This is a genomic window from Mesorhizobium sp. M1006, from assembly GCF_040318825.1.
Classification (GTDB): Bacteria; Pseudomonadota; Alphaproteobacteria; order Rhizobiales; family Rhizobiaceae; genus Mesorhizobium.
This window is the reverse complement of sequence record NZ_JAMYMZ010000005.1, coordinates 159,913-182,643: the sequence shown is the minus strand read 5'-3', so window position 1 is coordinate 182,643 and position 22,731 is coordinate 159,913. Positions and strand designations below refer to the sequence as shown.

The following is a 22,731-nucleotide window of genomic DNA, read 5'->3' as shown; positions in this document are numbered from 1 at the left end:
GGCAAGATTATTTTTTATTGACGCATCAATCAACAAAAATCCGGCCTGATTTGCTGGCAAAAGCCAGGCACTATGACCAGATGATCAAGATCAAGCGATTGTGCGGTTCTGGCCCCTTCACGAAGCCGGCGGAACGGTTCATGCTTGAACAATGCTGAGGCGCGCTGCAAGTATCGCGTAGCCCGGGTCCACAGGATGGAGATCGCCATGACAGCATGCATCGTCGGTTGGGCGCATTCGCGCTTCGGCAAGCTCGAAGGCGAGACGCTGGAGGGCCTGATCACCAAGGTGGCAGTCGAGGCGCTCGATCATGCCGGCATCGGTCCGGATGACGTCGACGAGATCGTGCTCGGCCACTTCAACGCCGGGTTTTCCGCCCAGGATTTCACCGCGAGCCTGGTCCTCCAGGCAGACGACCGGCTGCGCTTCAAGCCTGCGACCCGCGTCGAGAACGCCTGCGCCACCGGCTCGGCGGCGGTCAGGCAAGGCATCCGCGCCATCGACGCCAATGCCGCCCGTATCGTGCTGGTGGTCGGCGCCGAGCAGATGACGACGACGCCCGGTCCCGAGATCGGCAAGAACCTGCTCAAGGCCTCGTATCTGCCGGAGGACGGCAACACGCCGGCAGGTTTCGCCGGCGTCTTCGGCAAGATCGCCCAAGCCTATTTCCAGCGCTACGGCGACCAGTCGGATGCGCTGGCGATGATCGCCGCCAAAAACCACAAGAACGGCGTCGACAATCCCTACGCGCAGATGCGCAAGGATTTCGGCTACGAGTTCTGCCGGCAGGAAAGCGAAAAAAACCCCTTCGTCGCCGGTCCGCTGAAGCGCACAGACTGCTCGCTGGTGTCGGACGGTGCCGCCGCGCTTGTCCTTGCCGACACGGCCACGGCGCTGAAGATGCGCCGCGCCGTCGCCTTCCGCGCCAACGAGCATGTGCAGGATTTCCTGCCGATGTCGAAGCGCGACATTCTCGCCTTCGAAGGCTGCGAGCAGGCGTGGAACCAGGCGCTGAAGCAGGCGGGCGTGACGCTCGGCGACCTGTCCTTCGTCGAGACGCATGACTGTTTCACCATCGCCGAACTGATCGAGTATGAGGCGATGGGCCTGGCAAAGCCGGGCGAGGGCGCCAAGCTGGCCCTGGATGGCGAGACGGCGAAAAATGGAAGGCTGCCGGTCAATCCGTCCGGTGGACTGAAGGCCAAGGGCCACCCGATCGGTGCCACCGGCGTATCGATGCATGTGCTGAGCGCCATGCAGCTTGTCGGCGAGGCGGGCGGCATCCAGGTGCCGGGAGCAAAACTCGGCGGCATCTTCAACATGGGCGGTGCCGCGGTCGCCAACTACGTTTCCATTCTCGACCGGATCAGATAAACCCGCCCGCATTCGCGGGAGGTGACATGGCGAATCCGGTTCTGGTCGAAGTCTTGCGCGGCGCAATCGTCGAGAGTGCTCATCGCGGCGCTGTTGCCGTCTTCGACGCCGACGGCAAGCCTGTCTGGGAGATCGGCGACACGGCACAACCGGTGTTCCCGCGTTCGGCGGTCAAGGCGATCCAGGCGCTGCCGCTGGTCGAGAGCGGCGCTGCCGATGCCTACGGCTTCGGTGATCGGGAGCTGGCGCTGGCCTGCGCCTCGCATTCCGGCGAGCCGCCACATGTCGAGCTGGCGCGCGCCATGCTGGCGAAGGCCGGCTTGGACGAGACGGCACTCGAATGCGGCGCGCATTGGCCTTCGAGCCATGGAGCGACCCTGGCACTTGCCCGCGCCGGCAGAGTGCCGAACGCGCTGCACAACAATTGTTCCGGCAAGCACTCGGGCTTTCTCTGCACCTGCGTTCACAGCGGCATCGCCCATCGTGGTTACGTCAAGGCTGGCCATGCCTCGCAGGAGATGGTGCGCGAAGCGATGCAGGCGGTGACCGGTGCTGCCCATGACGCCGATCACCGCGGCACCGACGGCTGCTCGATTCCGACCTATGCCGTGCCGCTGCGCAGCTTTGCCCTTGGCTTTGCCCGCATGGCGACAGGTGCCGGGTTCGAGCCGGTGCGCGCCCGGGCGGCGAAGCGGCTGCTTTCCGCCTGCATGGCCGAGCCGTTTTTCGTCGCCGGCACGGGCAGGTCCGATGTCGCGATGATGGACGCCGCACCGGGCCGGATTTTCGTCAAGGGAGGCGCCGAAGGTGTTTTTTGTGCAGCCCTTCCGGAGCTTGGCCTTGGCATCGCGCTGAAGTGCGACGATGGCGCCGGCCGCGCCGCTGAAGTGATGGTCGCGGCCGTGCTGGCTAAGCTTTTGCAAGCCGACCAGGCGCTCGCAGCGAAACTGACCGAACAGGCAAATCCGCCTATCGAGAGCCGGATCGGCGCCAAGGTTGGCGCGCTCCGGCCGACGGCCACCTTCAACTGACGTGGTTGCGCTCGACGGTCAAATGCGCGTAGCCGGCATTGCCTGATGCGGCGAGGTCACCGGTCACTCGCTCGGCCCAGCGTTGGCCGACGATCGCGCCGTTCTGGACTCCGTCGATGACATTGTCGGAGATGATTGCCGTTCCGGCACCTTCAACCACGCTGACGGCGATGCCGGTTCCGGCCTTGCGGACGATGTTTCCCGTGGCGACCACATTGCGCATGAACGGTCCCCAGCCGATCTGCATGCCGTAGAGCGGCGCATTCTCGATGACGTTGCCGGAAACGGTGGTGTCGGCCTCGACGCTGATGCCGACGCCGAAGCCGGGCGCGTCGGCAGGGTAGGGGCCGCTGGTCGACAGATTGCGGACGATGTTGCCGGAGCACACGCCCATGCGGCCGCCCTCATTGAAATTGACGATCGAAATACCGTTCGCGGCGCCATCGACGATGTTGTTGCCGATGACGGCGCCTTCGAACGAGAATTCGGAATACACGGCCGTCTCGCCCGAACGCGAGCAGGTGTTGCCGGTGATCTGCAAATTGCTGGAAGTGTTGGCGCGGATCGCCGAGAACGCGCAGTCCGAGACAATATTGCCGGAGATGATGACGTTGCCGGCGCGGAACGCATTGATGCCGTTGCCGTTCTGGCCGGTTCCGCCGCTGCGCGCCTGGATGCGCTCGATCCGGTTGCCGCTGACGATGGTGCCGTCTTCAGCCGCCTGCCAGCGGTGCACGAGAATGCCGCCATTGGCGCAGTCGGAGACGCTATTGCCTGATATTTCCAGGCCATCGGCCTCGACCGAATAGATGCCGGCATCGGCCGCACCGGAAATCTCCAAGCGCTCGATGCGGCCCGAGGCGTGCTCGAGCGCCAGACCGTTCTTGCCGCTGCCGGTAAGCTGGCAATTGTCGACGACCAGATGGGCGATGCGGCGCAGATCGAGCAGGCCTTGCGTGTAGTCGCCCATCCAGCGTTTGCGGCCATCGAACACCAGCCCACTGAGTTCGATGTGCTCGGCCCGTTCGGCCATGATGAGATGGCCATTGCCGCCATAGACGATCCGCGATGCGCCCGGCACGCCGGACAGGCGCACGCGGCCGGGCAGCGACAGGTTGGAAACGATATAGATCCCCGGCGGCAGGAACACCGGCATGTCGCGGTCGTGCGCGTCGCGCAGCAGCTTGGTGAAAGCCTTGCTCTGATCGTCAAGCGCACCGGGCCGGACGCCGAGCTCGGTCGCGTTGATCGCGCCACGCATCGCGGCTTTCTCGATGCTTGGCAGGTTTTTCGCCGCTGCCTTGCCGAGCGAAAGCCCCATGACGGCAAAGCCGGCGGTCTGCGCAAGCAGCGTTCGTCTGTTCAACATCGGCACAGATTCCTTGCGTTCAACGGTCGCGCCGCAGGATTCGTGCCAGACAGGATCGGCCCGGATCGGCTCCGACGTCGGTTCGCCGGCTACGGCTTGTGGAGTCGTCGCGTCAGGCATAAGTTCGATAAATGAGCAGGGCTTTCACCCGCGAGGAAGACAGCGAAAACGCCATCGCCGGCATCGGCGAGCGGCCGATCAGTCATCACCGCAATCTGGTGACGGAACGCGGCCTGACGCTGATCGATGCGGAGGTGGCCGCTCTGCGCGACGAACTGGGCAGAGCCGAAAAGAGGGCCGACCGCGAGCGTATCGCGCTGGTGTCGCGTGATCTCCGCTACTGGACGGCGCGGCGCGAAAGCGCCGAGCTTTCGGTGCCGGAACCGGGCAGCGACATGGTTCGCTTCGGCATGGGCGTCACGCTGGAAAGCCACGACGGCAAGAAGGTTCACTGGAAGATCGTCGGCGAGGACGAAGCCAATCCCGCTAAGGGGACAATTTCTCATATGTCGCCGATGGCGATGGCCTTGTTCGGCAAGAAGGTCGGCGAAGTTGCCGTGGTCAATGGCAAGGAATGGGAGATCGTCAAGCTCTCCGACAGTTAGTCTTCGAGCTTGACGACATGATCGCGGAAGAACGCTGAGGCGCCGGCCTCGTCGATTTCGCCGGCGGCGACCATCATGACCAGTTGAATAATGTCCGCCTGCTCGGCTTCGATGCTCAGCCCGTTGAAATAAAGGAACAGATCGGCCGCCGCAAAAGCCGTGCGCTTGTTGCCGTCGACGAATGGATGGTTCTTGGCAATGCCGAAAAGATAGGCGGCTGCGAGTTCACAGAGATCGGGCTCGCCATAGATTTCTCTTTGCTGCGGCCTGTAAAGCGCCGACTCCAGCATTCCTTGATCGCGGATTCCCGCTGCGCCGCCGTGGAGGCGCAACTGCTCGGCGTGAAGCGCCTCCACGAACTCCCTCGAATGATGCTCGGTCATTTTGCGAGCGCGCGGTAGGCAACCTCGTACTTCTTCATCCGCTCGCGCGCGATCTTCATCTTGCGCTCGAATTCTTCGGCAGTGTCCTCGGTGCGGCGCAGGCGAAGCTCATCGCCCTCCTGGACGATGACGATGCTGTCGCCGGCCTTCAGGTTCATGCGGTCGAGAATTTCCTTCGGCAGGATCACGCCTTCGGAATTACCGATCTTGCGAATGGTCGTGTTCATGGTGAGACATCCTGTTGCAACGCTGATTATAACCAACCGTGTTTCTGTGGCAACAGACATTATAACAACAGCGCATCAGCCGACCTTAAGCAGCCGGTCCATCAGCCGCTCCGCCGCTTCGGGGATAACCGTGCCGGGCGGGAAGATTTCAGTGGCGCCTGCCTGCCGGACTGCGTCGTAATCCTGCGGTGGAATGACGCCGCCGGCGACGATCAGCATGTCGTCGCGGCCGAGCTTCTTCAGCGCATGCTTGAGTTCGGGAATAAGCGTCAAATGGCCCGCAGCCAGCGACGAGGCGCCGACGATGTGCACGTCATGCTCGACGGCCAGCCTGGCGATCTCGTCCGGAGTCTGGAACATCGGCCCGACGGTGACGTCGAAGCCTAGGTCGGCAAAGGCGGTGGCGATCACTTTCTGGCCGCGATCATGGCCGTCTTGCCCCATCTTGGCGACCAGAATGCGCGGCTTGCCGCCGGACTTTTCCTCGAACGCGACGATCTTGTCCTGCAGCCGGTCGACCACCGGATTGTCGCCGAGCGCGTTGCGATAGACGCCGGAGATCGTCTGCACCGAGGCGACATGGCGGCCGAAAACTTTTTCCAGCGCCAGCGAAATCTCGCCGACCGTGGCGTTGGCCCGTGCGGCCCGGATGGCGAATTCCAGCAGGTTTGCGTTACTCCCGGCAGCACGGGTAAGCGCATCGAGCGCGCTCTCGACAGCGGCGACGTCACGCGTGCCTTTTAGCCGCTGCAGCTTCGACAATTGCCGCGCCCTGACTTCGGCATTGTCGATCTTCAGCACGTCGACTTCGATGTCCGTGCCGGGACGGTGAGCATTGACACCGACCACGATCTGTTCGCCTGAATCGATGCGCGCCTGGGTGCGCGCGGCAGCCTCTTCGATGCGCAGCTTCGGTAGGCCCTTTTCGATCGCCGCGGCCATGCCGCCGAGGCTCTCGACCTCCTCGATATGCGCAAGCGCACGCGCCGCCAGATCATGCGTCAGCCGTTCGACATAGGCGGAGCCGCCCCACGGGTCGATGATGCGCGTCGTGCCGGACTCCTTCTGCAGGATGAGCTGTGTGTTGCGGGCGATGCGGGCCGAATGGTCGGTCGGCAGCGCCATTGCCTCGTCGAAGGAATTGGTGTGCAGCGACTGCGTATGCCCTTGAGTCGCCGCCATCGCCTCGATCGTGGTGCGGATGATGTTGTTGTAGGGATCCTGCGCCGTCAGCGACCAGCCCGAAGTCTGGCAATGGGTGCGCAGCGACAGCGAGCGCTCGTCCTTCGGCGAAAAGTTCCTCAGCATCAGGCTGGCCCACAAAAGGCGCGCTGCTCTCAGCTTCGCGACTTCCATGAAGAAATTCATGCCGATCGCCCAGAAGAACGAAAGGCGCGGCGCGAAACGGTCGATGTCGAGGCCAGCCGCGACGCCGGCGCGGGCATATTCGATACCGTCGGCAATCGTGTAGGCGAGCTCGAGGTCCGCCGTCGCTCCCGCCTCCTGCATGTGGTAGCCGGAGATCGAGATCGAATTGAACTTCGGCATGTGCTTCGACGTGTAGGAAAAAATGTCCGACACGATCCGCATCGAAGGTTTTGGCGGATAGATGTAGGTGTTGCGCACCATGAACTCTTTCAGGATGTCGTTCTGAATGGTCCCGGTGAGGTCCTTCTGCGCAACGCCCTGTTCCTCCGCCGCGACGATATAGAGCGCCATGATCGGCAGCACTGCGCCGTTCATCGTCATCGATACCGTCATCTCGTTAAGCGGGATGCCGTCGAACAGCTGGCGCATGTCGAGAATGGAATCGATGGCGACGCCGGCCATGCCGACATCGCCGGCGACGCGCGGATGGTCGCTGTCGTAGCCGCGGTGCGTGGCGAGATCGAAGGCGACCGACAGGCCTTTCTGGCCGGCGGCAAGGTTGCGCCGGTAAAAGGCGTTGGACTCTTCGGCCGTCGAGAAGCCGGCATATTGCCGGATCGTCCAGGGTTGCTGGACATACATCGTCGGATAGGGGCCGCGCACGAAAGGCGGCAGGCCTGGATAGGTATCGAGGTGCGGCAAGCCCTTGAGATCGCCCTGGTTGTAGAGATGCTTGACGGCGATTCCTTCCGGCGTCATCCGCTGGCCTTTGATCTCGACCGGCGCCCGCCGCGGCGGCGACCAGGCGATCTGGCTGAAATCCGGGATCATGGCACGGCTCCGATCGACTGATCGATGCGGATCGGAAATAGCGGCTCGCACACCGCAACGCCTTCGGTGAAGGCAGGCCGCCGCTCCGCCGCCAGCGTCTCGACCGGACGCTCGGTCTTCGACGGGTGCAGCGTCGTGCCGACGATCGCCCGTTCGCCCGCCTGGTAGGCTGCGTTGCGACGGGCGGAAGCTGCCTGGACGCGCCTCTGGATGTGGCCTTGCTCAAGGCTGGTCAGCACGCCGCCTTCCGCCTCGATCTGCTGGAACTCCTGCCAGGCCGCGGCGCAGAGCTCCGCAGTCAGCGCTTCGACGGCCCCCGAACCGCAAACCGGATCGGCGACGTGGTCGATATTGCTTTCATTGGCCATGATCAGTTGCGCGTTGCGGGCAACGCGGCGGGCAAAACCCGCGGGCAGGCCGTGCGCGATCGTGTGCGGCAGGATGGCGATCGAATCCGCGCCGCCGGCGGCAGCCGCAAAAGCGGCGATGGTGGTGCGCAGGATGTTGGTTTCCGGGTCGGCCGCCGTCATCATCCGGAAGGAGGTTTCGGCATGGACGCTGGCGCTGGAGGGCGGTATCGAGCAGGCCTCCTGGACACGCGCCCACAGCCTGCGCAACGCCCTGACCTTGGCCGTCGAAACGAACTGGTCCTGGTCGACGCTGAGCGCAAAACCGATATGCGGCGCCGCGTAGACGAGCGGCTGGCGCGCCTTCTCGAACAGCCTCAAATAGGAGACGGCCGAGGCGAGCATGGTGCCAAGCTCCTGCGCCTCGCTGGCGCCGGCATTGTGGAATACCCGCCCGTCGGCCTCCAGCAGCACGCCGGGCACACCCATCGAAAAGAAATGCGCCAGCGACTGCGGCATCGAAGCCTGCAAAGCCTCGATCGACATGCGCAGCCTGCCGGTCCCGGCAAAGATCGCGGCCGGATCGATGCCGAAGGAGAGGTTGAGCTTTGCCGGGTCGGAGCGGCGCTTGGTCAAAAACGCCACCAGCCAGTCGGCCACGGCACGGCTCCAGGGATGGGCGTCGATGCGGATCTGGATGCGGTTGAGCGGCACGCCGTCGAGCACGCCCTCCAGCGCCTCCGCCGTCCTCGGCAAGCCATAGCCGAAGGCGTTCGGCGCACCCTCGAAGACAAGCGACAGTCCGGTGGCACCCTGCGCGACGTCTTCCAGCGCCTGCGCACTGGCGCGGCCTATGTCCGGATCGTCGATGCGCTGGCTGACGATCCACGGTGATCCCGGGTTGGCGCGCACGACAGGCTCCGCCGTGACCGAACGCTCGTAGAGCGGCTCGATGCGGATGGCGTCGTCTGTATGCGAGACGAGCTTTTCCTCGAAGGACCCGCCGGCCAGCGCCTTCTCCGCCAGCGCCAGCCATCGTTGCCGGTCGGCGTTCGGAAGTTCGGCATCCTGGGTCAAGGCACCGGCGCCCATCGGTTCTCCTCGTTCTAGCGGCCGCAGCGGCCGACTATGTCAGTCTACGGTCCCCGGCCCGATATCACAATGCAGCACACATGCCGTGCAACGCGCCTTCCGTGATGGTGACCGTCAACCGATTGCCAAACATGGGCAGGTTCCGCAAGCTCCAAAGGCCATTTTCGACAACGCCCATTGTCGCTGCGCAATGGCCTCACTATACCTGCGGCGGGGCTCCCTTTTCTTCAAGGGATCAGGGCATTCAACCCTATAGGTTTGCGGAGACCGGACACATGGCCGACGATACCAGTATCTTCATAGGGGCCAGCCGCAAGCCGGACGACAGCTATCAGCGGCCCGAACAGCTTTTGCTGCAATATGGCAATCGTCACGGCCTGGTCACCGGCGCGACCGGCACCGGCAAGACGGTGACCCTGCAGATATTGGCCGAGGGTTTCTCAAATGCCGGCGTGCCGGTATTCTGCGCCGACATCAAGGGCGACCTGTCGGGTATCGCCATGATGGGCACAGCGCAGGATTTCCTGGTCAAGCGGGCCGAGCAGGTCAAGCTCGATCCCTATGAATTCCAGGAATTCCCGGTCATCTTCTGGGATCTGTTCGGCGAGCAGGGCCACCCGATCCGCGCCACCATCTCGGAGATGGGCCCACTGCTTCTGTCGCGGTTGATGAACCTTTCCGAGGCGCAGGAAGGCATCATGAACATCGCCTTCCGCATCGCCGACGAGGAAGGCCTTCTGCTGCTCGATTTGAAGGACCTGCAGTCACTGCTGGCCAATATCGCCGACCGCGCCGAAGAGATCGGCGCCCGCTACGGCAATGTGACGAAGCCTTCGGTCGGCGCGATCCAGCGCACGCTGCTGGTCCTGGAGCAGCAGGGCGCTGCCAATTTCTTCGGCGAGCCGGCATTGCGGATATCCGACATCATGCGCACCACGCGCGATGGACGCGGCGCCATCAGCGTGCTCGCCGCCGACAAGCTGATGATGAATCCCAGGCTCTATGCGACGTTCCTTCTGTGGCTGATGTCGGAACTGTTCGAGGAACTGCCGGAAGTCGGCGACCCGGACAAGCCGAAGCTGGTCTTTTTCTTCGACGAGGCACACCTTCTGTTCGACGACGCCCCGAAGGTGCTGATCGACCGCGTCGAACAGGTGGTCCGACTGATCCGTTCGAAGGGCGTCGGCGTTTATTTCGTCACGCAAAATCCGCTGGATATCCCTGAAACAGTGCTGGCTCAGCTCGGCAACCGGGTGCAGCACGCACTTCGTGCCTATACGCCGCGCGAACAGAAGGCCGTCAAGACGGCGGCCGAGACGTTCAGGCCCAATCCCGATTTCGACTGCGCAACCGTTATCACGCAGCTCGGCACCGGCGAGGCGCTTGTCTCGACGCTGGAAGCCAAGGGCGTGCCGTCCATGGTGCAGCGAACGCTGATCCGCCCGCCATCGTCGCGGCTTGGCCCGATCGCGCCCGACGAGCGCCGCAAGCTGATCACTGAGAGCCCGGTTGCCGGACAATACGACCAGACCATCGACCGCGAATCGGCTTTCGAGATGCTGCAGAAGAAGGCCAGGGACGCCCAGGAGGCACAGGCGCAGCAACAGGACCCAGGCCGTTCGCGCTGGACCATTCCCGGCTTCGGCAATGACGATCCCCAGCCGACCGGCGGCCGCCGCGCGCCGCGCCCCTCCAACCGCCAGACGGTGGCGGAGGCGGCGATCAAATCAGTCGTGCGCTCGGTCGGGTCGTCGGTCGGACGGGCGATCGTCCGCGGGATTTTGGGGAGCTTGTCTAGGGGCAGGTGAGGGGCATCGGACCCGAAGGCGGGCGTCAGTGTTGGTAATTCTGTCCTGGCATCAAGCGCCAGTAGCCAGATCTGGAGGACAGCGGACGGCGGCTAGGCGCCGATTGTGTTGAAGAAGTCGACTGATGACAGCGTGTTCGTTTGTCGCCATTTGAGGATGTTCGAAGGCCAGGGCTCTCACGCCGGTTTCGGCATCCGCACCGGGATCAGCTTGGCCAGTTTCCGGAGGTTCTGGGCGGCTGCTGCCAGGTGGAACTCGTCTCGGGCGCCATTCGGTCCCCGTAGTCGCAGGCGATCGAGTTTCAGGATGCGTTTGAGATGCGCAAACAGCATCTCGACCTTCTTTCGCTCGCGGCGCGAGGTCACATAGGTGTCGGTGGCGGCGATATCACGGGCCATGTCGCGCGCACCCTCGTGGATGGAGCGCAGGATCTTGCGGGCTGGAGCGTTCGGACAGCATCGAGGTTTGAGAGCGCAGGCGTCGCAGTCGAGCTTGCTGGCGCGGTAGCGCATGAAGCCCTCGTCGTCGACACCCTCGCGGGGTGAGGCGAAGCGCCGACGATACTGCCTGAGTTCCTTGCCGCCTGGACAAGTGTAGAGGTCGCGCCTGCGATCATAGCTGAATTCTGCCCGCTCGAAGGTCCCATCGCGACGCTCCGACTTGTCGAAGACCGGGATGTGCGGCTCGATCCCGCGCTCGTGCACGAGCCAACCCAGCATCTCGGCCGAACCGTACGCGCTGTCGGCGGCCAGCCGCTCCGGATAGAGATTGAAGCGATCCTGGACGCGCTCGATCATGGTACGTGCCGCACCGACCTCCGCCTGCCGGATTGCGCGGCTCGCCTCGACGTCCACGATGACGGCGTGGTTCAGGTCGATCAGATAGTTGGTGGCATAGGCAAAGAAGGCATGCCCCTTCATCGCTCCGGTCCACTGCGCCGCTGGGTCGGACCTCGACACGAACTTCGGCTTCACCTCGCTGGCTGCACCCCACCCGGCATCGTCCAACGTGTCGAGATACTCCTGTACCGAGCGGCGTGTTGCCGCCATCGTCTCCCAGTCGACCTGCTCCGATCCATCGGCTGAGCGCTGCTTGTTCGCGTCCGCTCTGATGAGGCTGGCATCGACGGCGAAGCCCTCGTTGCCGACGAGACCTTCTTCGATGCAGCGGCGAACCGTAGTCTCGAACAACTCGCGCAGCAGATCGCTGTCGCGAAAGCGGCCGTGCCGGTTCTTGGAGAAAGTGGAATGGTCCGGGACATCACCCTCCAGGCCAAGCCGGCAAAACCAGCGATAGGCGAGATTCAGATGTACTTCCTCGCAGAGCCGGCGCTCGGAGCGGATGCCGAAGCAGTAGCCGACGATCAGCATCCGGATCATCAGTTCCGGATCGATCGAGGGCCGGCCGATCTCGCTATAGAACGGCCGCAGATGCGAGCGCAGTTCAGACAGGTCGACGAACCGGTCAATCGAGCGAAGCAGATGGTCTGATGGCACGTGACGTTCGATGCTGAACTCGTAGAACAGCGCTTCCTGCATCACGGTCCGCTCGCCCATCATCGACTCAATCTCCTTTTCCCAAGGAGACTGAATCAGATGGGATATTCGGCTTGAGCCCCATCTTCGACGGTGATGGACGGAGGTGCTGCGCTCCGAGCTGATGATAGAACGTGGTCTGCAGCTACAGCCACAAGCATCAGGAAAGGAAACGCAGCATGAAGCATTATGCCGGATTGGATATCTCGGTAAAAGAGACCGCCGTTTGCATTGTCGATGAAACTGGCAAGATCTGCCGCGAGGTCAAGGTGGTCAGCCACCCCGACGACCTCACCGCGGTTCTGAAAGGTCCCGCCTTGCGCATCGAGCGGATCGGGCTCGAGGCCGGACCGTTGTCGCAATGGCTGTTCGAAGGCCTGGCCAAGGCCGGTTTGCCGGCAATCTGCATCGAGACCCGACACACCAAGGCATTCCTCAAGGCGCGGCCGAACAAGACGGATCGCAATGATGCGCGCGGCATCGCACAGATGATGCGCGTCAACCTGTTCCGCCCGGTGCATGTCAAGACGCTGACGAGCCAAAAGCGCCGCGCGCTGCTGACGGCGCGCAAGAGCTGTCACTGGTGGCGTCTGCACACACGTGCGGCAAAGTCCGCCTCAACGTAAGCATCAAATCCAAAGGCGGGCACGGGCAAGCCGACGCTCGGCAAAACCAGCAGGAGCCGTGAGCAATCCCGCCCCTGTGCTTTCGATCAGCTCAGAAGATCGAGTTTGTGATCGATTTTATCGGGCCGAGCAGGATCGATCCTTCCGGCACGCCGGCGTCGATCGGAATGGCTTTGCGGTTTGCTGTCGCCACCATCGGCTGACCGATGTCGGCCGTCACCACGACCGGGGTCTTGTTCGGCACTCGGTCGTAGAGATCGATAATGTCCTGGTTCATCAGGCGCACACAGCCCGACGACACCGACTTGCCGATCGACCGCCATTCCGGCGAACCGTGCAAGCGGTAGAGCGTGTCCTGGTTGCCCTGGAAGAGATAAAGCGCCCGCGCGCCAAGCGGGTTCTTGAGCCCGCCGGGCATGCCGCCATTGTCGGCGCTGTACGGTCTTAGTTCGGGCTGGCGGGTGATCATTTCGTCCGGCGGCGTCCATTTCGGCCATTTCTGCTTCCATTGGACCACGGCATCGCCCGACCATTCGAAGCCGGCGCGGCCGAGGCCGACGCCGTAGCGGATCGCCTGGCCCCCCGGGCGCACCAGATAGAGGAAGTGATTGGTGGTGTCGACGACGATGGTGCCCGGCTGCTGCCCGGTCGGATCGTCCACGATCTGCCGCAGGAACTGCGGGTCGATCTTGTCGACCGGTATGGCCGGCAGCTCGAAGCCGCCATCCGACATCGGCCCATACATCGTCACATAGTCGCCGAGCGCCGGCTCGACATAGGTCGGCGGCGGTGGCTCGACCGGTTGTTGCGACAGCGTGGTGCAACTGGAGACCGCGACCGAGGCGGCGCCAAGCGCTGCTGCGTTGAGAAAACCGCGACGGCTCAGGCGCAGAGAGGACGATGGTGGTGTGAACATGATTGCCTTTTTTAAGTCTCAAATCGCAACAAAGCATGAATACGCCCGGTTGCGCGCGGTTGCCCGAGCAATGCCCGGCGCGATAGGCGGTTCCAATTCTGGCCGCAGGGTGGACAAACAAAGGCAAAGCTGTGACTGGATCGTCACTGTTGCGCCGAGGCAACATGTCCGGCCGTCAAACCCCGGCGACCAGACCTTCAAGGGACGGCAGGATCAGGGCCGGTGGAAAATCCCGGTATTCCTCTGGCTGATTGGCGCGGTTGATCCACACCGTCCTGAAGCCGAATTTGGTGGCGCCGGCGACGTCCCAGCGGTTGGATGACTGGAAAGAGACAGCGCCCGGATAGAGGCGCCAGCCCGTGGTGACCATGTCGTAGACCGACGGATCGGTCTTGAAGCGCCTGACGCTGTCGACGGAAAAGACGTCGTCCAGGACCTGGTCGAGCGCGGCGGATTTGACGGCCGCTTCCAGCATCTCAGGCGAACCGTTGGACAGGATCGCCAGCCTTGCTCCCGATGCCTTGAGCGCCTTGAGCACGGCCGGCACCTCCGGATAGCAGTCCAGCCGCCAATAAGCCTCGAGCAGCTTCGCCCTCAGCCCGGCATCCGCGGATGGAACCTTGCGCAGGGCGAAGTCGAGCGCCTGCTCGGTGAGCTGCCAGAAATCGGCGTAGGCCCCCATCAGCGTCCTGACCCAGGAATATTCCAGCTGCTTGGCGCGCCAGATATCGGACAGCAACTGGCCGTCCGGCCCGATCTGGTCGGCGTGACGGCGCACGGCCGCATGCACGTCGAACAGCGTGCCATAGGCGTCGAAAACGTAAGCCGCGAACTGCATTCGACAGTTTTGAGGCCGCGTAAGGCAAGGCGCAAGCGCTGATTGCAGTCCGCCAGCCCGCTGGCCTCAACAAATCTCAGCCAAGCCGGTTGACGGCGGCCGCCAAAGCATCTTCCAATGCGCCGCAACAAGCATCGAACGGAACCTGGCAATGACACTGGCGACTGCGGCGCAATCCGCGACATGGACCTTCGTCGACGGCGACTGGTACGAGGGCAATGTTGCCATTCTAGGGCCGCGCAGCCACGCCATGTGGCTCGGCACCAGCGTGTTCGACGGCGCCCGCTGGTTCGAGGGCGTCGCTCCCGATCTCGATCGCCATGCAGCGCGGGTAAATGCCTCGGCGATCGCGCTCGGCCTGAAGCCGACGATGAGCACCGACAGGATCGTCGGGCTGACCTGGGACGGGCTGAAGAAGTTCGACGGCAAGACGGCGGTCTACATCAGGCCGATGTATTGGGCCGAGCATGGCGGCTATATGGGCGTGCCGGCCGACCCGGCCTCGACGCGTTTTTGCCTTTGCCTCTATGAATCGCCGATGATCTCGCCGGCGGGTTTTTCGGTGACGGTGTCGCCGTTCCGGCGCCCGACCATCGAAACCATGCCGACCAATGCCAAGGCCGGCTGCCTTTATCCCAACAACGGCCGGGCCATCCTCGAAGCCAAGATGCGCGGCTTCGACAATGCGCTCGTGCTCGACATGCTGGGCAATGTCGCCGAGACCGGCACGTCGAATATTTTTCTGGTCAAGGACGGCCATGTCCTGACGCCGGCGCCGAACGGCACCTTCCTTTCCGGCATCACCCGCGCGCGCACCATGGCCCTGCTTGGCGAATACGGGTTCACGACGACGGAAAAGACGCTGTCGATCCGCGATTTCCTCGAGGCGGACGAAATCTTCTCGACCGGAAACCACTCGAAAGTCGTGCCGGTCACCCGTATCGAGGATCGCAATCTACAGCCGGGACCGGTGGCCAAGAAGGCGCGCGAACTCTATTGGGAATGGGCGCATTCGACTTCGCCCGGCTGACCCGCTAAAAAGCGGCCGGCGCTTCGTTTCCGGAGTTGTTCCAGACCAATCCAGTCCTATGTTAGTCCGGTATCGACACCGGATTTTTCCACGAGGGAGTACGACCGATGGCTTTTGAATTGCCCGCCTTGCCCTATGATTACGAGGCTTTGCAGCCTTATATGTCCAAGGAAACGCTGGAATATCATCACGACAAGCACCACAAGGCCTATGTCGACAACGGCAACAAGCTGGCCGCCGAGGCGGGCATGGGCGATTTGTCGGTCGAAGAGGCCGTCAAACAGTCCTTCGGCAAGAATGCGGGCCTCTTCAACAATGCCGCCCAGCACTACAATCACATCCATTTCTGGAAATGGATGAAGAAGGGCGGCGGTGGCAACAAGCTGCCGGGCGCATTGCAAAAGGCGGTCGACAGCGATCTTGGTGGCTATGACAAGTTCAAGGCCGACTTCATCGCCGCCGGCACCACCCAGTTCGGTTCGGGCTGGGCCTGGGTCTCGGTCAAGGACGGCAAGCTGGCGATCTCGAAGACGCCGAATGGCGAGAACCCGCTCGTCCATGGCGCGACGCCGATCCTCGGCGTCGATGTCTGGGAACATTCCTATTACATCGATTATCGCAACGCCCGGCCGAAATATCTCGAAGCCTTCGTCGACAGTCTCATCAACTGGGACTATGTGCTCGAGCTCTACGAAAAGGCCTGATCCGTTCCAGAAAAGCCCCGGCAGAACCGGGGCTTTTCTTTTTCAGCATCAGAACGACAGCTGCAAAAATTTCACGCAAGCGTGAGGCGAAGCGTCGGAATTTTTAAGCCATCCTTGCCGTTTGTCATCGGGGTGGGACCGCATCCTGAACTGCCTTCAACATGGAGCCAAGTGAATGAGAAAGCTTATCCTCGCCATCTCGATGCTCGCCTTCGCTGGTTCGGCGGCATTTGCCGACCCGGTAGCCGACCGGCAGGCCCTGATGAAGGAACGTGGCAAGATCGCCGCCGGCTTGTCGAAAGTGGTCAAGGGCGAGACGCCCTACGACGCAGCTTCGGTGCTGACGGCGTTGCAGGCACTGCAGGTCAATGCCGAGAAATTCCATGCCGGCGTCGACACGCTTTTCCCGGCCGGCAGCGACACCGGCGACACCACGGCGTCCCCAAAAATCTGGCAGGACATGGCCGGCTTCAAGACGGCTGAAGGCAAGTACCTCGCCGACGTCAAGGCGGCGGTCGCCGCAGCACCTGCGGATGCCGACGCGTTGAAGGCGCAGTTCAACACCATTGGCGGCGGCTGCGGCAACTGCCATCAAAACTACCGGGTAAAAAAAGGCTGATAGCGGGCAATGCGCTTGCTGAAGAAATTTGTCGGCGCCGCCCTCGTTCTGGGCGGCGCGGCCGCGATTGCCGGCTGGTTGCTGTCGGCTCCGGTCAGGCTCGATGCCGCAACGCTGGCTGAGCTTGGTCCCGGCGACGCCGCCAGGGGCAAGCGCATCTTCTACGCCGGCGGCTGCACATCCTGTCATGCCAAGCCCGGCTCGCAAGGCGACGCCCGCCTTCGGCTGGTCGGCGGCCTTGAGCTCAAGACGCCGTTCGGCAGCTTCGTGCCGCCGAACATATCGCAGGATACCAGGGACGGCATCGGCGCCTGGTCGGTCGAGGATCTTGCCAACGCCATGCTGAAGGGCGTGTCGCCGTCGGGCGAGCATCTCTATCCGGCATTTCCCTATGCTTCCTACGCGCGCATGAAGCCGGCCGACATTGCCGATCTCTATGCATTCCTGAAGACGTTACCCGCGGTCGCCGGCAAGGCGCCCGCCAATTCGCTGGCATTTCCCTTCAACGTCCGACGCGGTCTTGGCTTGTGGAAGCTGCTCTATTTGAGTGACCAGCCGGTCGTTTCCTTTCCCGACGGCACACCGGATCCGGTGTTGACAGGCCGCTATCTGGTCGAAGGCCCCGGCCATTGCGGCGAATGCCACACGCCGCGGGATCTTGCCGGCGGCACCAGCAAGAGCCAATGGCTGGCAGGTGCGGCCGCCGCCGAAGGCAGCGGCATCGTGCCGAACATCACGTCGGGCGAGGGCGGCATCGCCGACTGGTCCGAAGCCGACATCGCCAACTATCTCGAAACCGGCTTTACGCCGGATTTCGATACGGTCGGCGGCGCTATGGTCGACGTGCAGCGGAACATGGCCGTGCTGACCCCGGAGGACCGCTCGGCGATCGCCGCCTACCTGAAAGCCGTGCCGCCGCATCCCAACGGCTATCCGGCGCGCAAGAAGCCGGCGAGCTGACAGCTGTTGCGTCAGCGGTCGCCGAGAAAGTCGAAGCCGGTTTCGAAGAAGTGATTGTAGTCGCAGGTCATTTCCTCGCCGGGCGCAATGTCGCGCAAGGCATAGGTCTCCTCCGGTTGCGAGACGTCGCAATTCGGGTCGTCGGCATGGTTCATGTAGCGCGCATCGTCGGCCTCGAAGACGATGTAGTTCGGGTCGCGCCGGTCCGGATAGGCGTAGCGGTCGAGATAGGCTTTGACCGGCCCGGTTTCCCGCTCATAGGTCTCCACCTCGATGCGCCGGTCGTATTTAGGGTCGAGCTTCCAGACCAGCGTGCCGCGGGCAATGTGGTTCTTGGCAAAGACGCCGATGCCCTGGATGGGCGATTTGTCGAGATAGACATCGACGAGCAACATGGCAGATCCCTGCGTGATTGAGTGTTGGCGGCGACCGTGAAAAGGCCGCGCACTGGGTAGCGCGCGGCCTTTGCAATTGCGAGCGGAAAATCAACTGTGCCTGCCTAGTATCCGAAGCCTCATACGGCGTCGCTTGTCGAGACCCTAGCGCTGTTGCAGCGCCAGCCGGATGCCCAAGGCGCAATAGATGCCGCCGACAGCCTTGCCTTGCCATCTCAGCACCGTCGGGTTTCGGCGCAGGAATGCACCGAGGCCGCCCGCACCCACGGCGAAAACCACCGTGCTGGCGAGGCCCAACAGAACAAAGATGACGCCCAATATCGCCAGTTGAAGCATCACCGATCCGTTTTCAGGCCGCACGAACTGCGGAAGAAATGCGAGGAAGAAAAGCGCGGTCTTGGGATTGAGAACCTCGGTCAAAACAGCCTGCCGAAATGCTTTGGCAGCGGGGATCGCGAGTGCGCCGGCGGCCGGATAGGCCGGCGTTTTCTCGATGATCGCGCGAATGCCGAGATAAATGAGGTAGGCTGCGCCGATGTACTTCACGATGCTGAAAAGCGCCGCCGACGTGGCAATGATCGCCGAAATGCCGACGATCGCCATGAAGGTGTGAACCACGTCGCCGGCCGCGATCCCCGCGCCGGTCGCGATGCCAACCCTGGTTCCGGAACTAGTAGCCCGCGCCACGGTCAGAAGGGTGGCCGGACCCGGGATGAAGACAAAGCCAAGCACAACCGCGACATAAGCTATCAACGTGGCGAGATCGATCATTGGTGGGCTCCGCAACTCTCACCGCCAATGAAGCCACGTCGCGGAACGGAAGGCAATGACCGCTCATCCGCCGATGTTCACGCCGCAAGCTCGGCCTTGCCTGTCACCTTGAGCGCGAAGGCGTAGGTGAAGGCGATTTCCTCCAGTCTTGAAAACCGGCCGGAGGCGCCGGCATGGCCTGAATCCAGGTTGATCTTGAACAGCACCGGATTTTCACCCGTCTTGCGGTCGCGCAGCCGCGCCACCCATTTGGCCGGCTCCCAATAGGTTACGCGCGGGTCGGTCAGGCCGGCCAGTGCCAGGATCGGCGGATAGTCGAGTGCGGCGACATTGTCGTAGGGCGAGTAGGCGGCGATCGTCCGGTAATCCTCCGCCGACGCGATCGGATTGCCCCATTCCGGCCATTCCGGCGGCGTCAGCGGCAAGCTGGCGTCGAGCATGGTGGAGAGCACGTCGACGAAGGGAACCTCGGCGACGATTCCGCCGAAGCATTGCGGCGCCATGTTGGCGACCGCGCCCATCAGCATGCCGCCGGCCGAACCGCCTTGCGCAACGATGCGGTCATGCTGCGTATAGCGTTCGGCGACGAGGTGGTGGGCGGCAGCGACAAAATCGGTGAACGTGTTCATCTTGTTCACCCGCTTGCCGTCGTCGTACCAGCCATAGCCCTTGTCCTTGCCGCCGCGAACATGGGCTATCGCGTAGACAAAGCCGCGGTCGACCAGCGAAAACAGATTGGTGTTGAACGCGGCCGGCACGGTGATGCCATACGAGCCGTAGCCGTAAAGCAGGCAAGGGGCGGACCCGTCGAGCGGTGTGTCGCGGTGATGGAGGAGCGAGATCGGCACCAGTTCGCCGTCGGCGGCAGGCGCCATCAGCCGGCGCGTGACGTAGTGCTCCGGGTCGTGGCCGGACGGCACTTCCTGGGTCTTGAGCAGCACCCGCTCGCGGGTGCGCATGTTGTAATCGAAGACCTGCGCCGGGGTCGTCATCGACGAATAGGAAAAGCGCATGATCTCGGTGTCGTATTCGTAGGAGCCGGACAGGCCGAGCGAGAAGGCTTCCTCGTCGAAGGAGATCAGGTGCTCCTCGCCGCTCTTGCGGTCGCGTACGACGATGCGCGGCAGGCCTTCCTTGCGCTCGAGCCGGACCATGTGGTCCTTGAAGCCGATCACCGAAAGGATCAGCCGGCCCGCTTCGTGCGGCACCAGTTCCTGCCAGTTGGCGCGCACCGGATCGTGGGCCGGCGCCGTCATGATCTTGAAGTCCTTGGCGCCGTCGGCATTGGTGAGGATGAAGAAGATGTCGCCGCCTTCCTCGAGTTCGTACTGCAGGCCGGTCTGGCGCGCCGCAACCAGCTTCGGCTCTGCGAACGGATCGTTGGCGCTCATGATGCGGTATTCCGAGGTCTCATGATCGTTGATGCCGATCATGATCCACTCGTTGGAGCGCGTGCCGCCGACATCCATGAAAAAGCCGGGATCGGTCTCCTCGTAGATCAGCCGGTCGTTTTCAGGACCGTCGCCAAGCGCATGGAACAGCACTTTGGAAGGACGGTGGTTGGGGTCGAGGCGGGTGTAGAAAAAACCGTCATTGCCGGCATCCCACACACCGCCACCGCCGGTGTCCGGGACCCTGTCCGCCAGATCGTTGCCGCCGGCCAGATCGCGGACGCGCAGCGTGTAGAATTCGGAACCCTTGTCGTCGAAGGCCCAGAGCAGCTTGCTGTGGTCGTGCGAATGATCGACGCCGCCCAGGCGGAAATAGGGCTTGCCCTCGGCCTCGGCATCGCCGTCGAGCAATATCTGCTTGTCGCCGCCGTCACGCGCCGTGCGGAAATAACGCGGCTGCTGGCCGCCAAGCTTGAAGGAGGAGCCGTAGGCGTAAGGTCCGTCCTTCATCGGCACGGAAGAATCGTCTTCCTTGATGCGTCCCTTCATTTCCGCGAAAAGCTGCTTCTGCAGTTGGACGGTATCGGCCATCAGCGCCGCCTGGTAAGCATTCTCGGCTTCGAGGTGGGCGCGGATTTGGCCGTCGAGCAGGGACGGATCCCTGAACATCTCTTGCCAATTGGCGGCCCTCAGCCAGGCATAATCGTCCGTCCGCGTTATGCCGTGATGCGTGTCGAAGATCGGCCGCTTCTCCGGCTGCGGCGGCGTGGCGGTCGGAAACACTGGGGTTCTGGTCATTGCGTCTCGCTGTGGAAGCTACTTGAATGGCGAATGAACACGCCGAGCGCGGGTTCAAGGGCTATGATCTATCGTCGTGGTGGCTCGAGAGGACGGCTGGAGGAGCGGATAACGAATATTTCTTCTCGGACTGCCGCGGTTCTCGCCGTCGCTGCGATGACCCTGCCAGTGCCGGTCAATCTCATGCAACTGCCTTCGCGGCTTGGCAAGTGGCCGATATGGCTGGGTCTACGGAAATACATTACCCCATTTCAATGACACAGCGCACCGCTCCGGCGACGGCTCGCGAGCAACAGTAACGCTTCGCAACCTATGATTTTACTGAATCCGCCGATCACCCTGGCTGTAATGCCGCCGGCAGGGTCAAGCATCGAACTCTATTTACGTGCTGCCGTTTGTGTAATGGCTGCTTGCCGCCGCGTCAGTCGATACTGGTCTGACCAGAAAAAACGGCAAAGTTACACTTTGCACGAAAGAGTGAAGCTGAATGAGGAATATTTGACTTGTATCGCTGAATAGACCGCAAGAAGCGAATTGACTTACTTGACGCCCAGGCTCATTAAGATGCCGCGACGCGAATCGCGGAGGCTTTTTCCTGCACAAGTTCGCGCGATGCCCTGCCTGCCAAAAATAGGGCGTAGACAGAAACAATTCTCGTTGGGACCTGAACGCCATGGATATTACCGAAACACCTTCCAGAAACAGTGACGCGCTGATCGAGCTCACCGCCGATGTGGTGGCTGCCTATGTCAGCAACAATCCCGTACCGGTCGGCGAACTGCCGAACCTTATCGCCGATGTTCATGCCGCTCTCGGGCGTGTCGGCGGGGCCGCCGAGCAGCCGCCTGCCGACAAGCAGAAGCCGGCGGTAAATCCGAAGCGGTCGGTGCATGACGACTACATCATCTGTCTCGAAGACGGCAAGAAGTTCAAGTCGCTCAAGCGTCACTTGATGACCCACTATGATCTGACGCCCGACCAGTATCGTGAAAAGTGGAACCTGGACCCAAGCTATCCGATGGTTGCGCCCAATTACGCGGCCGCCCGTTCGCAGCTCGCCAAGAAGATGGGTCTCGGCCGCAAGCGCAAGGGACGCTGACAAGCGGCTCTTCCGGTTTGATACTCAAACGGCGCCTACAGGCGCCGTTTTGTATTATGGGGTCAAGGTCGAACCCGCCATGCTGCCGGCAACTGCCGTGCGGTCAGGCGGTCTGCTTCAACGCTGCCTCGGCGTCACGCTTGATGCGCTTGACCATCGAGCGAAGACCATTGGCGCGCTGCGGCGACAGGTGCTCGTCAAGTCCGAGCGCCTTCAATGTGGCCTCTGCGTCGGTCCTCTGGATTTCGCTGGCCGGCCGTCCCGAAAATAGCGCCAGCATGATGGCGACCAGGCCGCGCACGATATGGGCGTCGGAATCGCCCTTGAAGGTGATAACGGGGTCGACACCCCCGCCTTGCTCGGTGGTCAGCCAGACCTGGCTGACGCAGCCGGGCACCTTGTTGGCTTGCATGCGTTGCTCGTCGGGAAACGGCGGCAGCGCTTCACCCAGTTCAATCACATAGCGATAGCGGTCTTCCCACTCGTCGAGCAGGGAAAAGTCGTCGCGGATGGTCTGGATCGTCGGCGTCATGCCCCTGGATATAGTCATCCGGCGCTGCCACGTCACGGAAAAAGAGGAGAAATGCCGCAGGCGCCGGGCATGGGGAGCCTTG

At 62.7% G+C, this 22,731-nt stretch carries 21 protein-coding genes and 1 pseudogene; 10 read left to right on the top strand and 12 right to left on the bottom strand.

Going from position 1 to position 22,731, the window contains the following annotated elements; genetic code table 11:
- Positions 1-207: 207 nt before the first annotated feature.
- Complete coding sequence (locus NKH60_RS06950) at positions 208-1,374, top strand: acetyl-CoA acetyltransferase (protein ID WP_352540731.1); 1,167 nt, start codon at positions 208-210, stop codon at positions 1,372-1,374.
- A 26-nt stretch (positions 1,375-1,400) separates the two neighbouring features.
- Complete coding sequence (locus NKH60_RS06945) at positions 1,401-2,405, top strand: asparaginase (RefSeq protein WP_352871579.1); 1,005 nt, start codon at positions 1,401-1,403, stop codon at positions 2,403-2,405.
- Here the strand turns inward: NKH60_RS06945 and NKH60_RS06940 are convergent.
- Complete coding sequence (locus NKH60_RS06940) at positions 2,398-3,774, bottom strand: TIGR03808 family TAT-translocated repetitive protein (RefSeq protein ID WP_352832892.1); 1,377 nt, start codon at positions 3,772-3,774, stop codon at positions 2,398-2,400. The genes NKH60_RS06945 and NKH60_RS06940 overlap by 8 nt on opposite strands.
- Before the next feature lie 131 nt (positions 3,775-3,905).
- On the opposite strand from NKH60_RS06940, the gene NKH60_RS06935 reads away from it, so the two are divergent.
- On the top strand, positions 3,906-4,379 hold the full coding sequence (locus tag NKH60_RS06935; RefSeq protein WP_352501759.1) for a GreA/GreB family elongation factor: 474 nt from the start codon (positions 3,906-3,908) through the stop codon (positions 4,377-4,379).
- Here the strand turns inward: NKH60_RS06935 and NKH60_RS06930 are convergent.
- From NKH60_RS06930 to NKH60_RS06915, 4 genes are all read right to left on the bottom strand, one after another.
- Positions 4,376-4,762 carry a type II toxin-antitoxin system death-on-curing family toxin gene (locus NKH60_RS06930; protein WP_352501760.1) on the bottom strand — a complete coding sequence of 129 codons (387 nt, stop codon included), beginning with the start codon at positions 4,760-4,762 and terminating at the stop codon, positions 4,376-4,378. The genes NKH60_RS06935 and NKH60_RS06930 overlap by 4 nt on opposite strands.
- Positions 4,759-4,989 carry an AbrB/MazE/SpoVT family DNA-binding domain-containing protein gene (locus NKH60_RS06925; protein ID WP_352501761.1) on the bottom strand — a complete coding sequence of 77 codons (231 nt, stop codon included), beginning with the start codon at positions 4,987-4,989 and terminating at the stop codon, positions 4,759-4,761. The genes NKH60_RS06930 and NKH60_RS06925 overlap by 4 nt, the downstream gene beginning before the upstream one ends.
- Positions 4,990-5,064: 75 nt before the next feature.
- The gene (gene scpA, locus NKH60_RS06920) at positions 5,065-7,188 is read right to left on the bottom strand and encodes a methylmalonyl-CoA mutase (protein ID WP_352832890.1); all 2,124 of its coding nucleotides are present in this window, start codon (positions 7,186-7,188) and stop codon (positions 5,065-5,067) included.
- A complete protein-coding gene (locus NKH60_RS06915) occupies positions 7,185-8,627 on the bottom strand; it encodes a methylmalonyl-CoA mutase subunit beta (protein ID WP_352832887.1) in 1,443 nt (480 codons plus the stop codon). The genes scpA and NKH60_RS06915 overlap by 4 nt, the downstream gene beginning before the upstream one ends.
- Before the next feature lie 275 nt (positions 8,628-8,902).
- Here NKH60_RS06915 and NKH60_RS06910 point away from each other — a divergent pair, with 275 nt between their 5' ends.
- Positions 8,903-10,435 (top strand): helicase HerA-like C-terminal domain-containing protein, encoded by a 1,533-nt coding sequence (locus NKH60_RS06910; RefSeq protein WP_352832884.1) that lies wholly within the window; start codon positions 8,903-8,905, stop codon positions 10,433-10,435.
- Positions 10,436-10,611: 176 nt separating this feature from the next.
- Here the strand turns inward: NKH60_RS06910 and NKH60_RS06905 are convergent, their stop codons facing one another.
- A complete protein-coding gene (locus NKH60_RS06905; protein ID WP_352871575.1) occupies positions 10,612-11,994 on the bottom strand; it encodes an IS1182 family transposase in 1,383 nt (460 codons plus the stop codon).
- Between the two features lie 155 nt (positions 11,995-12,149).
- On the opposite strand from NKH60_RS06905, the pseudogene NKH60_RS06900 reads away from it, so the two are divergent.
- Positions 12,150-12,542 (top strand): annotated as a pseudogene (locus tag NKH60_RS06900) (IS110 family transposase); the annotation flags it as partial.
- A 145-nt stretch (positions 12,543-12,687) separates the two neighbouring features.
- On the opposite strand, the gene NKH60_RS06895 reads toward NKH60_RS06900, so the two are convergent.
- Both NKH60_RS06895 and NKH60_RS06890 read right to left on the bottom strand, forming a co-directional pair.
- Complete coding sequence (locus tag NKH60_RS06895) at positions 12,688-13,512, bottom strand: L,D-transpeptidase (RefSeq protein WP_352743189.1); 825 nt, start codon at positions 13,510-13,512, stop codon at positions 12,688-12,690.
- Positions 13,513-13,687: 175 nt separating this feature from the next.
- Positions 13,688-14,350 (bottom strand): haloacid dehalogenase type II, encoded by a 663-nt coding sequence (locus NKH60_RS06890; protein ID WP_352507472.1) that lies wholly within the window; start codon positions 14,348-14,350, stop codon positions 13,688-13,690.
- A 151-nt stretch (positions 14,351-14,501) separates the two neighbouring features.
- Between NKH60_RS06890 and NKH60_RS06885 the strand changes: the two genes are divergently transcribed.
- The 4 genes from NKH60_RS06885 to NKH60_RS06870 all read left to right on the top strand — a co-directional run bounded on the left by NKH60_RS06885 (position 14,502) and on the right by NKH60_RS06870 (position 17,663).
- On the top strand, positions 14,502-15,380 hold the full coding sequence (locus tag NKH60_RS06885; RefSeq protein WP_352470990.1) for a branched-chain amino acid aminotransferase: 879 nt from the start codon (positions 14,502-14,504) through the stop codon (positions 15,378-15,380).
- Between the two features lie 107 nt (positions 15,381-15,487).
- Positions 15,488-16,084 (top strand): superoxide dismutase, encoded by a 597-nt coding sequence (locus tag NKH60_RS06880; RefSeq protein WP_023677850.1) that lies wholly within the window; start codon positions 15,488-15,490, stop codon positions 16,082-16,084.
- Positions 16,085-16,259: 175 nt separating this feature from the next.
- Positions 16,260-16,703 carry a c-type cytochrome gene (locus NKH60_RS06875; RefSeq protein ID WP_352449059.1) on the top strand — a complete coding sequence of 148 codons (444 nt, stop codon included), beginning with the start codon at positions 16,260-16,262 and terminating at the stop codon, positions 16,701-16,703.
- Positions 16,704-16,712: 9 nt separating this feature from the next.
- Positions 16,713-17,663: a cytochrome c gene (locus tag NKH60_RS06870; protein WP_352833135.1), complete on the top strand. Its 951-nt coding sequence runs from the start codon at positions 16,713-16,715 to the stop codon at positions 17,661-17,663.
- A gap of 11 nt (positions 17,664-17,674) precedes the next feature.
- On the opposite strand, the gene NKH60_RS06865 is transcribed toward NKH60_RS06870, so the two are convergent.
- The 3 genes from NKH60_RS06865 to NKH60_RS06855 form a co-directional block, all read right to left on the bottom strand.
- Entirely contained in the window at positions 17,675-18,058 is a 384-nt protein-coding gene (locus tag NKH60_RS06865) for an SET domain-containing protein (protein ID WP_352683839.1), read from the bottom strand.
- A gap of 144 nt (positions 18,059-18,202) precedes the next feature.
- Positions 18,203-18,829: a LysE family translocator gene (locus tag NKH60_RS06860; protein ID WP_352871571.1), complete on the bottom strand. Its 627-nt coding sequence runs from the start codon at positions 18,827-18,829 to the stop codon at positions 18,203-18,205.
- 77 nt (positions 18,830-18,906) lie between these two features.
- Positions 18,907-21,018, bottom strand: a complete 2,112-nt coding sequence (locus NKH60_RS06855) for a S9 family peptidase (protein WP_352871569.1) — start codon at positions 21,016-21,018, stop codon at positions 18,907-18,909.
- Positions 21,019-21,691: 673 nt separating this feature from the next.
- Between NKH60_RS06855 and NKH60_RS06850 the strand changes: the two genes are divergently transcribed.
- The gene (locus NKH60_RS06850; protein ID WP_023677844.1) at positions 21,692-22,117 is read left to right on the top strand and encodes a Ros/MucR family transcriptional regulator; all 426 of its coding nucleotides are present in this window, start codon (positions 21,692-21,694) and stop codon (positions 22,115-22,117) included.
- Positions 22,118-22,220: 103 nt separating this feature from the next.
- On the opposite strand, the gene NKH60_RS06845 is transcribed toward NKH60_RS06850, so the two are convergent.
- A complete protein-coding gene (locus tag NKH60_RS06845) occupies positions 22,221-22,649 on the bottom strand; it encodes a SufE family protein (protein ID WP_352871636.1) in 429 nt (142 codons plus the stop codon).
- Positions 22,650-22,731: the final 82 nt, after the last annotated feature.

Coding starts and splice junctions, on each gene's coding strand:
- NKH60_RS06950 (WP_352540731.1), top strand. CDS start 208: ATGACAGCATGCATCGTCGGTTGGGCGCATTCGCGCTTCGGCAAGCTC.
- NKH60_RS06945 (WP_352871579.1), top strand. CDS start 1,401: ATGGCGAATCCGGTTCTGGTCGAAGTCTTGCGCGGCGCAATCGTCGAG.
- NKH60_RS06940 (WP_352832892.1), bottom strand. CDS start 3,774: ATGTTGAACAGACGAACGCTGCTTGCGCAGACCGCCGGCTTTGCCGTC.
- NKH60_RS06935 (WP_352501759.1), top strand. CDS start 3,906: ATGAGCAGGGCTTTCACCCGCGAGGAAGACAGCGAAAACGCCATCGCC.
- NKH60_RS06930 (WP_352501760.1), bottom strand. CDS start 4,762: ATGACCGAGCATCATTCGAGGGAGTTCGTGGAGGCGCTTCACGCCGAG.
- NKH60_RS06925 (WP_352501761.1), bottom strand. CDS start 4,989: ATGAACACGACCATTCGCAAGATCGGTAATTCCGAAGGCGTGATCCTG.
- scpA (WP_352832890.1), bottom strand. CDS start 7,188: ATGATCCCGGATTTCAGCCAGATCGCCTGGTCGCCGCCGCGGCGGGCG.
- NKH60_RS06915 (WP_352832887.1), bottom strand. CDS start 8,627: ATGGGCGCCGGTGCCTTGACCCAGGATGCCGAACTTCCGAACGCCGAC.
- NKH60_RS06910 (WP_352832884.1), top strand. CDS start 8,903: ATGGCCGACGATACCAGTATCTTCATAGGGGCCAGCCGCAAGCCGGAC.
- NKH60_RS06905 (WP_352871575.1), bottom strand. CDS start 11,994: ATGATGGGCGAGCGGACCGTGATGCAGGAAGCGCTGTTCTACGAGTTC.
- NKH60_RS06895 (WP_352743189.1), bottom strand. CDS start 13,512: ATGTTCACACCACCATCGTCCTCTCTGCGCCTGAGCCGTCGCGGTTTT.
- NKH60_RS06890 (WP_352507472.1), bottom strand. CDS start 14,350: ATGCAGTTCGCGGCTTACGTTTTCGACGCCTATGGCACGCTGTTCGAC.
- NKH60_RS06885 (WP_352470990.1), top strand. CDS start 14,502: ATGACACTGGCGACTGCGGCGCAATCCGCGACATGGACCTTCGTCGAC.
- NKH60_RS06880 (WP_023677850.1), top strand. CDS start 15,488: ATGGCTTTTGAATTGCCCGCCTTGCCCTATGATTACGAGGCTTTGCAG.
- NKH60_RS06875 (WP_352449059.1), top strand. CDS start 16,260: ATGAGAAAGCTTATCCTCGCCATCTCGATGCTCGCCTTCGCTGGTTCG.
- NKH60_RS06870 (WP_352833135.1), top strand. CDS start 16,713: ATGCGCTTGCTGAAGAAATTTGTCGGCGCCGCCCTCGTTCTGGGCGGC.
- NKH60_RS06865 (WP_352683839.1), bottom strand. CDS start 18,058: ATGTTGCTCGTCGATGTCTATCTCGACAAATCGCCCATCCAGGGCATC.
- NKH60_RS06860 (WP_352871571.1), bottom strand. CDS start 18,829: ATGATCGATCTCGCCACGTTGATAGCTTATGTCGCGGTTGTGCTTGGC.
- NKH60_RS06855 (WP_352871569.1), bottom strand. CDS start 21,018: ATGACCAGAACCCCAGTGTTTCCGACCGCCACGCCGCCGCAGCCGGAG.
- NKH60_RS06850 (WP_023677844.1), top strand. CDS start 21,692: ATGGATATTACCGAAACACCTTCCAGAAACAGTGACGCGCTGATCGAG.
- NKH60_RS06845 (WP_352871636.1), bottom strand. CDS start 22,649: ATGACGCCGACGATCCAGACCATCCGCGACGACTTTTCCCTGCTCGAC.